This window comes from Wolbachia endosymbiont (group A) of Urophora cardui, from assembly GCF_964028435.1.
Lineage (GTDB): Bacteria > Pseudomonadota > Alphaproteobacteria > Rickettsiales > Anaplasmataceae > Wolbachia.
In genome coordinates, this window is sequence record NZ_OZ034774.1 from 723,533 (window position 1) to 736,133 (window position 12,601).

15 protein-coding genes are annotated in these 12,601 nt (G+C 33.1%); 11 read left to right on the top strand and 4 right to left on the bottom strand.

Translation table 11 applies throughout. The annotated features are described in order from the left end of the window. Positions 1-10: 10 nt before the first annotated feature. Positions 11-730 (top strand): helix-turn-helix domain-containing protein, encoded by a 720-nt coding sequence (locus ABWU38_RS03555; RefSeq protein WP_253309548.1) that lies wholly within the window; start codon positions 11-13, stop codon positions 728-730. Between the two features lie 449 nt (positions 731-1,179). After that, on the top strand, positions 1,180-2,139 hold the full coding sequence (locus ABWU38_RS03560; protein WP_353272271.1) for an IS5 family transposase: 960 nt from the start codon (positions 1,180-1,182) through the stop codon (positions 2,137-2,139). Between the two features lie 12 nt (positions 2,140-2,151). On the opposite strand, the gene ABWU38_RS03565 is transcribed toward ABWU38_RS03560, so the two are convergent. The 3 genes from ABWU38_RS03565 to purE all read right to left on the bottom strand — a co-directional run bounded on the left by ABWU38_RS03565 (position 2,152) and on the right by purE (position 5,805). Continuing rightward, on the bottom strand, positions 2,152-2,781 hold the full coding sequence (locus ABWU38_RS03565) for an ankyrin repeat domain-containing protein (RefSeq protein WP_353272483.1): 630 nt from the start codon (positions 2,779-2,781) through the stop codon (positions 2,152-2,154). Between the two features lie 665 nt (positions 2,782-3,446). Beyond that, positions 3,447-5,306: a DNA mismatch repair endonuclease MutL gene (gene mutL / locus ABWU38_RS03570; RefSeq protein WP_265017345.1), complete on the bottom strand. Its 1,860-nt coding sequence runs from the start codon at positions 5,304-5,306 to the stop codon at positions 3,447-3,449. Positions 5,307-5,313: 7 nt separating this feature from the next. Further along, a complete protein-coding gene (gene purE / locus ABWU38_RS03575) occupies positions 5,314-5,805 on the bottom strand; it encodes a 5-(carboxyamino)imidazole ribonucleotide mutase (RefSeq protein ID WP_253307285.1) in 492 nt (163 codons plus the stop codon). A gap of 435 nt (positions 5,806-6,240) precedes the next feature. Between purE and ABWU38_RS03580 the strand changes: the two genes are divergently transcribed. The 9 genes from ABWU38_RS03580 to ABWU38_RS03620 all read left to right on the top strand — a co-directional run bounded on the left by ABWU38_RS03580 (position 6,241) and on the right by ABWU38_RS03620 (position 11,539). Further along, positions 6,241-6,537 (top strand): helix-turn-helix domain-containing protein, encoded by a 297-nt coding sequence (locus ABWU38_RS03580; protein ID WP_253310011.1) that lies wholly within the window; start codon positions 6,241-6,243, stop codon positions 6,535-6,537. A 60-nt stretch (positions 6,538-6,597) separates the two neighbouring features. Next, positions 6,598-7,014, top strand: a complete 417-nt coding sequence (gene rpoZ / locus ABWU38_RS03585; protein WP_253307286.1) for a DNA-directed RNA polymerase subunit omega — start codon at positions 6,598-6,600, stop codon at positions 7,012-7,014. Between the two features lie 28 nt (positions 7,015-7,042). After that, a complete protein-coding gene (locus ABWU38_RS03590; RefSeq protein WP_353272484.1) occupies positions 7,043-7,288 on the top strand; it encodes a monovalent cation/H+ antiporter complex subunit F in 246 nt (81 codons plus the stop codon). A gap of 6 nt (positions 7,289-7,294) precedes the next feature. Continuing rightward, positions 7,295-7,582, top strand: a complete 288-nt coding sequence (gene mnhG, locus ABWU38_RS03595; protein WP_096617042.1) for a monovalent cation/H(+) antiporter subunit G — start codon at positions 7,295-7,297, stop codon at positions 7,580-7,582. 1 nt (position 7,583) lies between these two features. Beyond that, entirely contained in the window at positions 7,584-8,111 is a 528-nt protein-coding gene (locus ABWU38_RS03600; RefSeq protein WP_264688399.1) for a DUF4040 domain-containing protein, read from the top strand. Then, a complete protein-coding gene (locus tag ABWU38_RS03605) occupies positions 8,104-8,523 on the top strand; it encodes a Na(+)/H(+) antiporter subunit B (protein ID WP_164224942.1) in 420 nt (139 codons plus the stop codon). The genes ABWU38_RS03600 and ABWU38_RS03605 overlap by 8 nt, the downstream gene beginning before the upstream one ends. Continuing rightward, positions 8,520-8,846, top strand: coding sequence for a cation:proton antiporter subunit C (locus tag ABWU38_RS03610; RefSeq protein ID WP_253307288.1), 327 nt, complete (start codon positions 8,520-8,522; stop codon positions 8,844-8,846). Before ABWU38_RS03605 ends, ABWU38_RS03610 begins: the two co-directional genes overlap by 4 nt. A gap of 122 nt (positions 8,847-8,968) precedes the next feature. Next, complete coding sequence (gene rpoD, locus ABWU38_RS03615; RefSeq protein WP_353272485.1) at positions 8,969-10,912, top strand: RNA polymerase sigma factor RpoD; 1,944 nt, start codon at positions 8,969-8,971, stop codon at positions 10,910-10,912. A 207-nt stretch (positions 10,913-11,119) separates the two neighbouring features. Further along, positions 11,120-11,539: a hypothetical protein gene (locus ABWU38_RS03620; RefSeq protein ID WP_353272486.1), complete on the top strand. Its 420-nt coding sequence runs from the start codon at positions 11,120-11,122 to the stop codon at positions 11,537-11,539. Between the two features lie 12 nt (positions 11,540-11,551). Here the strand turns inward: ABWU38_RS03620 and ABWU38_RS03625 are convergent, their stop codons facing one another. Continuing rightward, on the bottom strand, positions 11,552-12,511 hold the full coding sequence (locus ABWU38_RS03625) for an IS5 family transposase (protein ID WP_353272271.1): 960 nt from the start codon (positions 12,509-12,511) through the stop codon (positions 11,552-11,554). Positions 12,512-12,601: the final 90 nt, after the last annotated feature.

A 12,601-nucleotide genomic window follows, 5' to 3' on the forward strand; every position in this document is an offset into this window, starting at 1 on the left:
TCTTACAAAGATGACAAAAATAAAAAAACAATCTTTGCGGTTACTTCTTTCCCAGAATATACGAAAGATAAGAAATATAAAAGGGCTTTCCCAAGAAACTCTTGCTGATTTATGTGAATTACACAGAACATATATAGGCTCCGTTGAACGTGGTGAGAGAAATATCTCTATAGATAATGTTGAGCGCATAGCAGATGCCCTTGGTGTTGAACCTACTGCACTTCTAAATCAGGATCAAGACAGAAAATGTCTGAAAGATATATTTCCTCATATACGGAAGTATCAGGAGTTTGCTGTTAAGCATGGTATAAATGATATCTTTCAGGATAACGGCGGAAAAATCCTACAAGTCTTATTACTAACTGGACTCACTATTCTTCCAGCACGCGAGGGAAATGATGTCATTGATGAGTATGGTAATGAATATGAGCTTAAATCAGTAAATGCTCTTCTTACAAAAAGCTTTTCTACTCATCATCATATGAATCCTACAATAATTGCAAAATACCGAAAGGTGGATTGGGTATTTGCTATTTATGAAGGAATAGAGCTAAAAGAAATATATAAATTAACGCCGCAAGACCTTGAACCATATTATATTACATGGGAAAAGAAATGGCATGATACTGGTGGTAAAGACATCAATAATCCCAAAATTCCTTTAAAATACGTCAGAGATAAAGGTAAGCTTCTTTATCATTGTGATGAAAGAGTATGTGACCGCCACTAACTTCCTCCATCCCAGGTTGATTTTAAATTGTCCGGAATGCTGAAAACCCTAACATTTAACTCTTTTTTTGATAAACTTGTTTATTTGCTGTTTATTAAAATTTTCACTTCAAAATTTAACCTCACCAAAAGTATAAGAAGCCTGTCCAATGAAAAATTCTTAACCTTCTATAACTAACCCAAGAAAGGTTTCCCTACGTCATACCGCCAAGGATAGATTCCGCTAACAAGTAGCGGAATGACGAATTTGTTGTTTTTCAAATTATCGGTAAACCTAAGTCACTTTAGCTATAAAATTATAAGTTATTTGCTCTTTTTTATCCTTAATCCAGAATGGCTTTGTTGCATAGCTAGTGTTGGTTGAGGTTATTGTAAGAAGAAAAGCTTTTTAATATATGGCTACTAACGCATTTTGTTGTAAAATAGGCATTTTTCAAACAAGTACAACTTATGCCACAAAAAATGAGAGTAAGTAACCAAAGAGAATATAACGAGTTTCTCAAAAAAAGAGGAAATGTTTTTCATTTTGTTAATCAAGCCATAGAAAATTGGTATGAAAATAGTCCAAAAGTTGCAGGTGGCAATAACACTTATAGTGATAAAGTTGTAATTTTAATACACATAATAGTTCATCTTTTTAGAATTGGCTTGAGACAAGCTGTAGGTTTTGTAAAAGGTTATATGGTACAAATAGGCAAAAAACTTAAGATTATCAGCTATACACAAGCTTCCAGAAGATTTAAAAAGCTTAATTTGAAGATTGATGACCATAGAAGCAATAAAGATGATCTGGAAAATGTTGAAATTGCCGTAGATAGCACTAGAGTTAGTATCTACAATAAGAACGGTGGGCATAGTAAGCTTAATATTCGAAAAAGAAAATACAGTGGTTATGGTCAAGTAAGAAAATTACATGTTGTTTTAAACATAAATGATAAGAAAGCAATAAGCATGAACTACACTAGTGGTGTTGCTGTAGACTATTTGCCGGTCTGCGATATGTTAGAAGAAGTCAGTGATAAATATAACATTTGTTCTATTCGAGCAGATGCGGCTTATGATATAAAAAGTGTGTATAAAGAATGCAGAAAATACAATATTGTGCCTATTATTCGCCCTAGGAAGGATACTAAAATTTGTTTAGCTGACTACTTATCAGAAAGAAACAAGTATATTAGTAGAATTAGGTCATATGAGAATTATGAAGATGGTATTAATGAATGGAAGAAAAAAGTTAAGTATGGAGCACGGTCTTATATTGAAGTCTTTTTCTATAGGTTGAAGCAAATATTTGGGTTTGGCTTGAAAAATAAATCAGAGGTAAATCGTGAAAAAGAGCTGTTAATTAAGTGCTACTTATTGAACAAATTTACTGATATAGGTATGGCTAAATTTAAATTAGCTGCGTAAATTCACTGTGATTTACATGCCTATCAGTGCTATGCAACAAAGCCTGTCTGGGTTAGCGCCTTTCCTCAACAGCAATTTTGCAATTTCAACACGATCGTGACTTTTATCTTCAAATAAGTAATGCAACAGTGTTTTACCTTGACTATCTTTTGCATTAGGGTCAGCACCTTTATTTAAAAGTGATTCAGTAACTTTGTGGCAAGAAACGCCATCACTATTATTAATAACATAGTGTAATGATGATTTACCTTCTCGATCTCTCGTATTAGGATTAGCACCATGCTCTAAAAGCAAAGCTATGATCTTAACTCTTGACTCATTCTTATAACCTGTATATCTTAATGCAAAGTTCAATGGTATACTGCCACTAGTACCTTCTGTATTCAAATAGTTAAATTTATCATCATTTTTTACTGTCTTCAGCAACAACTTCAGAAAATCTAGCTCATTACTGTTAATAGCTGATATTACAAGATCCGAAAAAGCTTCTGCTTGACTATCGGTAAGCGATTTATATGCCTCGATCTGCGTTTTTAATACATCTGAGTTTTTTTCACTATCAAATAATTTCTTTCTGGCTTTAGAGATAACGTCATGGCTATCTGTTAGTTCCAAAATTTTTAAAGCTTCTTCTTTATTCATGATCATTACCCCTGCTAATAGTGTTGAAGTTGAGTATAACCCAAAATTTCAAAAAGCAAAGCTTTTTATGTTAAACTGCATCCACTGCGCAATCCCATAACTGTACAAACATTGTAATTTATCTCCATCTAGGAAAGGGTGTCATCCCAGTGCCCCTATGATGTCATCCCAGTGCCCAGACACTGGGATCTAGTTTTCCATAAATGGTGCATTTTAACATAACTTTTATACTTGATAAAATTCCTGGATTCCAGCATCAAGTGCTGGAATGACACCTCTCTTTGAGCTATAAACATTAAGAAATTTACCAAATGAAAAAAAAGGCAAAAGAAGCCCCGAGTAGCGAGTTTTGACTCTATATTACTGTAAGTGGCGCTGTAATAATGTGCTAACGCTTAAAATAAGCGCGATTTGGCTGAATGTAGAAAAAATAAAAAAGACATGCAGCCGCTATAATTTTATGTAATCCGCCAATAAATACCCTAAGTTTTTTACTGAATTTTGTCATTAAGCCTGCAGGTCAAAAACAAGTTTTGAGTCATAAATACCCTTATTGTCATGATAAGGGAGCTGGCGGAGTTTGTCAAGTCGTTTTTCGTTTAATCCGTTTCTATGAGCTACTTGGATGACGAGGAAAGAGCACTTACATATTTATGGCAACCTCATTACCTGCGCTCAAACAGTTTTTCAATATCACTGAGTTTCATTTCTATATAAGTTGGTCTTCCGTGGTTGCATTGCCCGGAATATGGAGTTTTTTCCATTTGTCTCAGCAGCTCATTCATCTCCTCTAACCTCATTTTCCTGCCTGCTCTAATTGATCCATGACAAGCGATAGTAGCCAATATCTTGTTCACTTTGTCTTCTACTGGCAATGTATCTTCTATTTCCGTTAATCTACCCACTATATTAATTAGCATCTCTTTCACATCTATTGCTCCCAAAATTGCAGGGATTTCTTTTACTATCACTTTATTCTCTGATTTGATTTCAATATCAAAACCCATTTCAAATAACTTATCTTTATAGATTTCAATCATCTCCATTCCAGCTTGATTTTTGATTTCAACCGTTTCAGGAAGAAGTAGTTTTTGTCTTTTTATACTTGATTTTTGTTTTAGGCATTCATATACTAATCTCTCGTGGGCTGCATGCTGATCAACTATAATCAATTTGTCTCTTACTTCGGCAATAATGTAAGTATTATAGACCTGACAGCGTGCAAACCCGAGCGGGTGGCTCTCTATCAAATCAACTTGCTCTAACACCTTTTTTTCTAGAACCATAATTTCCGCTTGTGATGGGGATTTCTGTATGCCGGTATAATCAAACGATTTTGACTGTTCTGATAAGCCTTTTGCTTTTTCATTTGGAGAAGCAAATTCTTTTATTAGTTGATTTTCAAAAGGACTTGGCCTTCTTTCATAAAATTCATTTTGAACATCAGATTTATCAAAAGGATCTGATAATGAACCTTTCAAAAAACCCTCTATTGTATTAGTAGTTTTCTGGTCACTAGCTGGAATGACATCAAAGGTGCCTATCCTTCTTGACAATGCTTTGATTAATCCTCTTGTCACTATCTCATATATGAGCTTCTTATTCTGAAACCTTACTTCTGACTTATTTGGATGCACATTTACATCTACTTGATCATAAGGTATCTCTAAATGTAACGCTGCAAAAGGATACCTATCGCTTGGAATAAAATCATGATATGCATACCTAACCGCACCAATAAGTAAATTATCTTTAATTGGCCTTCCATTAACAAATGTATAGATCTGAGTTGACTTACCACGATTGACGGTTGGCTTACAGATGTGTCCCGTAAGTTTGATGCCGTCTTCTTCTTCATTGACCTCCAAAGAATTGCCCTGAAATTCTTCTTCTACTTCACACAATCTATGAAATAACGAAGTCTGCTTAGCGTATTTTAAGAGCTTTTTATTACCTGAAGTGAGAGTAAACCCTATATGATAGTTAACCATTGCTAGGTTGTTTACAATATCAACAATGCTTTGAGTTTCTGCTCTTTCGGTTTTTAGAAATTTTAGTCTATTTGGGGTAGCGAAAAACAAATCTCGTACTTCAATATGTGTCCCTTGTGATAAAGAGTAAGGAGTTAGCTCCCCCATCTTTTCTCCACCCTCATAACTTATAGACCATGCTTCACTTGCTCCGCTTGCTTTAGACGATAATTTTATCCTACTTACTGCTGCTATTGAAGGCAGAGCTTCTCCTCTAAAGCCAAGATGCTTGATTTCTATCAACTCACTATCGCTCAATTTTGAAGTAGCATGGCGCATAAACGCAAGTTCTAAATCGTTTTTTTCTACTCCGTTACCATCATCTGTCACAATAATAAGGTTACGCCCACCACTTTCTATTTTGATCTCTATTTCTAAACTTCCAGCATCTATTGCATTTTCCACTAATTCCTTTACTACACTTGCTGGCCTTTCTATCACCTCCCCCGCTGCTATACGGTTTATGGTTTTTGTGTCTAGAAGGATTATTGCCATAGATTTATTATGAAACTGGTTTTTCTTTTACTTCTTTGGTCTGTCTCTCTCTCCACTTTTTTAACCTACCTGCAATTTCACTGTTGGAAATTGACAATATAGATACGGCGGTAATGGCAGCATTATATGCTCCATTTTCTCCTATAGACATGGTTGCAACTGGAACACCCTTTGGCATTTGAACTATAGAGAGTAGACTGTCCAGCCCATTTAATTGTTTACTATGCACAGGAACGCCGATAACTGGTAAACAAGTTAATGACGCAACCATACCAGGTAAATGAGCTGCACCTCCTGCACCAGCTATAATAACCTTGAAACCTTCTTCTTGTGCAGATTTAGCAAAATTGAAGAGCCTTTCTGGTGTTCTATGTGCAGATATTATGAATATGTCATGTGAAACTTCTAATGCTTTTAGCATATCGACGGTATGGACCATAGTGGTGTAATCTGACTCACTTCCCATAATAACAGCAACATCTTTTTTTATTTTTGTCATATTCAACACAATTTTACTTACTAACTAAATAGTGTTCCAGCTAAAAAGCAACAAATATTTAAGTTATATTATAAATATAGTATATAGAATTCTCGTTAAAATAGAAATTTTAAAAATTTAAATAAATATCTATGTTAAGATATAGAGATATAAACTTCTTATGTAAGATAAATTTATAAAATAATTATTTTTGTATTTCAAGCTTTGTAATTTTAGCTTGTTCTTTCTGTAAATGATTTTTTCAGAGAGGCTGATGGTAAAATGGTAATTTAAAATTACTAGAAATTTGATTGAAATATTAATATACAATCAACTTAAAGTTTTAAATTTGATATCATATAATTATTGACAAGTTATATGATATTAATATCTTGGTATATTAAATATTATGCTATAATATTTAATAAAGTTAATTGATATGTGAGTGTAAGAATTATGGAAATAATATCGTTAAATAACTTAGACAGTGCAGCAATAAAAACAAAGTTGCTTTATATAATAAATAAAATTATAGAAAAAAATGCTTGGACTCAGGCTTTTGCAGCTGAGAAACTTGGTATTGATCAGCCAAAGGTATCACAAATTAAAAATGGTAAAATAGATGGTTTTTCTTTAGAGCGATTGTTAGGATTTCTAAAAAAACTTGATCATGAAATAACAATCACGATGACAGAAAGCCAAGAAATAAAATCTGAGGCAGAAAAAGTAAAACATGAAGTTGAATCGCAATAGATACAAAGTTGACAACTTGTTTTTTGTGATATAGTATAAAACTTATTAAGGTAGTATCTTATGGCTGAGTCTATTGTAGAAAAGTGTACAGAACAGGTAAGTAACCGTTTCAAATTGGTTCTATTGGCAAGTCAAAGAACACATGATTTAAATACAGGAGCAAGTAATCCAGTTCAAACAGTTCAGTTTAAAGACCATAAAAACACCATAGTTTCCTTATATGAAATAGCAGAAAAACAGGTGGATACTCATGAGCTATTTAACCTTTTGGTAGGTAGATGCAAGGAGTACATGAAAGGAAATATGAATAATGTTTACAGCAGTAATACAAGTAAGCTAGCGAATTTATTAAATTTTTCTGATGGTCAATTTAACACAGATCTTGATGCAAGTCAAGAAAGCCAAGATTATGAAGTGGATGGTGAAATAGATGATGAAATAAATGATCAAGATGGCGATGAAGAAGTATCCGTTTAGAAATCTACTGAAGTTACATAGTCTTTAAATGCTTCACATTGCTATCTATACACTGTCGTTCTGTATGAGTATAATGTTGTGCCGCATAGTGTCTAAGTCAAGTGATGTGTACAATAAGGTTTTAGCGTTCAATAATTTCTCAACGCAAGTAGTTGTACTCATAACAGCAATATCAATCATTCTGAATAATTTTTTTTTAATTGATATAGCATTGTTGTATGCTAGCGTTAGCTTTATATCAACTATAGCACTAATGAGATTAATGTTGTTTTAATAATTTATGATAGGATCCGTTCTTATATTTTTAGGCATTTGTTCAGTAATCATTTCAAGTGTGGGAGTAATTAGATTTCCTGATTTCTATACTAGGTTACATGCAGCAGGTATTACAGATTCTAGCGGTGCAACGCTATTGTTAATTGGTTTTGCTTTGCAGAATGGATTTTCAATCAATACTGTTAAAATAATATTATTAATTCTTATAATATGGGTAGCTAGCTCAACTAATGGCTATATTTTAGCGCGCACTTATTATAAAGTTAAGAAAAAAACTGTTAAAGAAGGTTAAGGTGTTAGAAATATTAAATGTAGTGCTACTTTTGTTGTTACTAACAGTTACGGTTTTTATAGTCTTCTCGCGACATTTAGTCGTAAGTGCTGTTCTAATGTGTGTATTTAGTTCACTTATTGCGCTTATATACTTAATTATGAATGCACCTGATGTTGCAATTACTGAAGCTTCTGTTGGTGCGGGGCTCAGTACGATTTTTACGTTTGCAGCACTCTCCTTGATAAAGAATCATAAAGTAAATCTATCTCATAACCCTATAACGCTTTTTTTTATGTTATTTCTGGCTGTATGTTTGTCATATTTTATGATTCAATTGCCAGATTTTGGCAGCCACAATGCTCCGATCCACTTGCATGTTGCTCCTTATTATGTGGAAAATACCGAAAAAGCTACCGGTATTCCTAATATAGTGACAGCTGTTTTGGCAAGCTTTCGTGGTTATGACACGTTTGGAGAAACTATAGTAGTTTTTACTGCTGCGCTTTGTATAACGTTGATATTAAAAGAAGAAAAAGACAATGATTAAAGATCCGATATTAAATGCAGTAACATTTTTGATGATACCTTTTATCATTTTATTTGGTTTATACATACAATTTCACGGTGATTACACTCCGGGTGGAGGTTTTCAAGCAGGAATAATTATTGCCTCCGGGATAATATTATATTCAATGCTATTTGGTGTATCTACAACTCTAAAAGCAATACCTTATTCTGTGATTAGATTGACTAACGTGTTAGGTATTTTAATTTATGGAGGAACGGGCGTTGCAACAACTTTACTTGGCCAAAATTTTTTATCTTATGATATCTTGTCAGCCAATAATAGAACCGGTCAAAAATTGGGTATTTTTTTGGTGGAATTAGGTGTAGCATTTACTGTCTGCTCCTCTATGTTAATTATATATATGAATTTTGCTCGTAGGAAAAAACAATGACTTTATATAATTATACGATTATTATTGTATTAATGGTGCTAGGTTTATATATTATTATAAACGATAAAAATTTAATCAAGAAAATGATAGGGGTAAGCGTCTTCCAAGCATCTGTTTTGTTGTTTTACATATCTCTAGGATATATAAAAAGTTCTTTGCCTCCTATATTGGTTTCAAATTTTTATTCATATAGCAATCCTATACCTCATGTTTTAATGCTTACTGCTATAGTGGTTGGAATTGCAACATTTTCAGTTGGATTGTCCATAGCAGTAAAAATGGAAGAAAAGTATGGAACAATTGATCAAGACAAGTGTACATAAATTAACAGTATCTTAAACTATATGAAGTAACGAATAGCCACAAGTTAAAAGTAAATTATAGACTTGCTCGTTGTAAGTTTATTTGTTAATAAGAAATAAAATTATAAACTATAAAGGTAATGATGTCAACTATTAATGATGCAGAAGATAAGAAAAAAGTTATCAGAGATCTTGTAACTAAAAGTATAAAAAAAGGTGGTTTTGTCACCTTTGATGATATAAATGATAAATTATCAGATGAAAATTTTTCGTCTGATTTTATAGATGATGCTATATCTTTATTGCAGGATTCCGGAATTAATGTGCTTGAAAGTAGCGAAGATGAAGAAGATATTCCTTCCAACAGTGATGATAGTAAACTTGATGATGATGACACATCGCCAAATATTACTGCAACTTTAGTACAAAATGATGATCCAGTGAGGATTTATTTACAAGACATGAGCTCTGTAAAGCTTTTGTCAAGGGCAGATGAAATCGAGATAGCAAAAAAAATTGAATCTGAAAAGCATAACATGTTACGTGCAATAATTGAAACATCAGTAACATTAAAGGTGATAAAAGTATGGCGTGATGATTTAAGTAGTGGAGCTCTCTTACTGAGAGAAATTATAGATCTGGATGCAATTTATAACTCTGACTTTAATGTGGTACCCAAAGAAGAGAGTGAAGAAAGTGCTGAAGATGTTGAGGATTCTGAGGATGTTTCTGAAGATGCTGAGTACTGTAGTGATGATGAGAAAGATAGTAAAAAAAGTGATGATGAGAAAGACGGTGATAATGAAGATATAAATTCAGCGAATTTAAATGTTTCTATTCTTGAAATGGAAAGTGACTTATTGCCAAAGGTCATAGTTGCATTGGATGAGATAATTACTTTAACAAATGAAGCATTGGTATTAAGAAAAAATTCTAAAGATTCCTCTGATGAACTAGAGAATTTATATAGTCAAATATGGTCTATAGCATTACAAATTAAGTTAAGTGATGCTGCTGTTGCCAGAATTACACAAGAACTTTATAAGATAAATAGATCCATCACGCTTGAAGAGGCTAATCTTATTGCTGAGGCTAGAAAATACGATATCGATAGAGAAAGTTTCTATAAAGTTTATGATGACGTGCTTTTAAAGCACGAATTGAAAAAGATAATTCTTTTAAAGATCAATGAAAATCAGTCCTCTTTTACAGGTGAATTAAAAAACAAATTTTTAAGGTTTATAGACGATAACTCTGAACATATAGCTAGTACTTTGAACGGTATTAAGCAGCATATACAGGAAGATAACGTGCAAGAATTTAAGGATCTAATCAGGAGAATACAAAAACACGAACGAGAAGTCTCTGAAGCAAAGCAAGAGATGATTAAGGCTAACTTAAGGCTAGTAGTTTCCATTGCTAAGAAGTATTCAAAAAGAGGCCTTGATCTGCTTGATTTGATACAAGAAGGCAATATTGGTCTTATGAAGGCCGTGGATAAGTTTGATTACAAACGTGGATATAAATTTTCAACTTATGGCACTTGGTGGGTAAGACAATCAATCACTAGGGCAATACCTGAGCAGTCTAAAGTAGTTAGAATACCAGTTCATATGGTAGAAGTTATCAGTAAAATCAACAGAGCATTAAGAAAAATGACTCATGAGATGGGAAGAGAGCCGACGTTAGAGGAATTAAGTGTAGAACTGACAATGCCACTGGAAAGAATACGCAAAGTTATGAAAATAGCAAGGGACCCAGTAAGTCTTGAAGCTCCAACAGGAAAGGATGATAGTAGTACCTTCGGTGATTGTATAGAAGATAAGCGAGTCTCCAGACCAGAGGATGCTGCAATACTTGCTGACTTGCGTGGCATTACAACCAATGTTCTTGCAACTTTAACACCAAAGGAAGAAAGAATTCTAAGAATGCGTTTTGGCCTTGGTAAAGATGGGAAGGAGCATACCTTAGAAGAAGTAGGAAAAATTTTTAATGTAACACGTGAGAGAATTAGGCAAATAGAGGCAAAAGCACTGCGCAAGTTGAAACATCCAAGCCGCGCTAGAAAACTTAGAGGGTTCTTTTAAGTATACGTGTCAAGTTAAGAAGAAGCTGATTTTGCCCGGAAAAAGTGGAGAAAAAGTCAGAGCGTTTTTAAAATAAAACGTTTTTTCAAAAAGGTATGATATGAAGGAAATGCACAATAAAGTTTAAAATGGGGGTTGTAAAAAAGTTGCACCGCTATTTTTTTTTATGAATCTAATGAAACAACATGCTAATCTACGGTAAATATTATGACAAACAAAAATGACAATTCTAATTCAAAGTATAGAAATTTTTATGTTCTGGGTGATAGTTTATCCGATAATGGCGCAATCATTGGAATTTTAAATAACTTATCCTTTGCAAAAAGCGTAAAGTTTGATGACCCTTTTTATCAAGGAGGATCTTTTAGCAATGGCCCCACTGCTGTTGAATATGTAGCAAAATATTTAGATTTAGACGAATTTAAACCTGGGTGGAGTTATTCATTTTTTGGGAAATGCCACGAACAGCAAGGTCAAAACTATGCAGTTTCATGTGCAACAGCATCTGAAATTTTTGACCCTATTTTTTATTATTTCTTCAATAAATTTCGTTTAGCTAACCAGCTAGATGCGGTAATTAAACATCATCCAGATAGGCTTTGTTGCATAGCACTGATAGGCATGTAAATCACAGTGAATTTACGCAGCTAATTTAAATTTAGCCATACCTATATCAGTAAATTTGTTCAATAAGTAGCACTTAATTAACAGCTCTTTTTCACGATTTACCTCTGATTTATTTTTCAAGCCAAACCCAAATATTTGCTTCAACCTATAGAAAAAGACTTCAATATAAGACCGTGCTCCATACTTAACTTTTTTCTTCCATTCATTAATACCATCTTCATAATTCTCATATGACCTAATTCTACTAATATACTTGTTTCTTTCTGATAAGTAGTCAGCTAAACAAATTTTAGTATCCTTCCTAGGGCGAATAATAGGCACAATATTGTATTTTCTGCATTCTTTATACACACTTTTTATATCATAAGCCGCATCTGCTCGAATAGAACAAATGTTATATTTATCACTGACTTCTTCTAACATATCGCAGACCGGCAAATAGTCTACAGCAACACCACTAGTGTAGTTCATGCTTATTGCTTTCTTATCATTTATGTTTAAAACAACATGTAATTTTCTTACTTGACCATAACCACTGTATTTTCTTTTTCGAATATTAAGCTTACTATGCCCACCGTTCTTATTGTAGATACTAACTCTAGTGCTATCTACGGCAATTTCAACATTTTCCAGATCATCTTTATTGCTTCTATGGTCATCAATCTTCAAATTAAGCTTTTTAAATCTTCTGGAAGCTTGTGTATAGCTGATAATCTTAAGTTTTTTGCCTATTTGTACCATATAACCTTTTACAAAACCTACAGCTTGTCTCAAGCCAATTCTAAAAAGATGAACTATTATGTGTATTAAAATTACAACTTTATCACTATAAGTGTTATTGCCACCTGCAACTTTTGGACTATTTTCATACCAATTTTCTATGGCTTGATTAACAAAATGAAAAACATTTCCTCTTTTTTTGAGAAACTCGTTATATTCTCTTTGGTTACTTACTCTCATTTTTTGTGGCATAAGTTGTACTTGTTTGAAAAATGCCTATTTTACAACAAAATGCGTTAGTAGCCATATATTAAAAAGCTTTTCTTCTTACAATAACCTCAA

Bases quoted from the DNA above. Each gene is read 5' to 3' on its own strand.
- mnhG (WP_096617042.1), top strand. From the start codon at position 7,295: ATGATAGGATCCGTTCTTATATTTTTAGGCATTTGTTCAGTAATCATT.
- ABWU38_RS03610 (WP_253307288.1), top strand. From the start codon at position 8,520: ATGACTTTATATAATTATACGATTATTATTGTATTAATGGTGCTAGGT.
- ABWU38_RS03565 (WP_353272483.1), bottom strand. From the start codon at position 2,781: ATGAATAAAGAAGAAGCTTTAAAAATTTTGGAACTAACAGATAGCCAT.
- mutL (WP_265017345.1), bottom strand. From the start codon at position 5,306: ATGGCAATAATCCTTCTAGACACAAAAACCATAAACCGTATAGCAGCG.
- ABWU38_RS03560 (WP_353272271.1), top strand. From the start codon at position 1,180: ATGCCACAAAAAATGAGAGTAAGTAACCAAAGAGAATATAACGAGTTT.
- ABWU38_RS03605 (WP_164224942.1), top strand. From the start codon at position 8,104: ATGATTAAAGATCCGATATTAAATGCAGTAACATTTTTGATGATACCT.
- rpoD (WP_353272485.1), top strand. From the start codon at position 8,969: ATGTCAACTATTAATGATGCAGAAGATAAGAAAAAAGTTATCAGAGAT.
- rpoZ (WP_253307286.1), top strand. From the start codon at position 6,598: ATGGCTGAGTCTATTGTAGAAAAGTGTACAGAACAGGTAAGTAACCGT.
- ABWU38_RS03625 (WP_353272271.1), bottom strand. From the start codon at position 12,511: ATGCCACAAAAAATGAGAGTAAGTAACCAAAGAGAATATAACGAGTTT.
- purE (WP_253307285.1), bottom strand. From the start codon at position 5,805: ATGACAAAAATAAAAAAAGATGTTGCTGTTATTATGGGAAGTGAGTCA.
- ABWU38_RS03590 (WP_353272484.1), top strand. From the start codon at position 7,043: ATGCTTCACATTGCTATCTATACACTGTCGTTCTGTATGAGTATAATG.
- ABWU38_RS03555 (WP_253309548.1), top strand. From the start codon at position 11: ATGACAAAAATAAAAAAACAATCTTTGCGGTTACTTCTTTCCCAGAAT.
- ABWU38_RS03620 (WP_353272486.1), top strand. From the start codon at position 11,120: ATGACAAACAAAAATGACAATTCTAATTCAAAGTATAGAAATTTTTAT.
- ABWU38_RS03580 (WP_253310011.1), top strand. From the start codon at position 6,241: ATGGAAATAATATCGTTAAATAACTTAGACAGTGCAGCAATAAAAACA.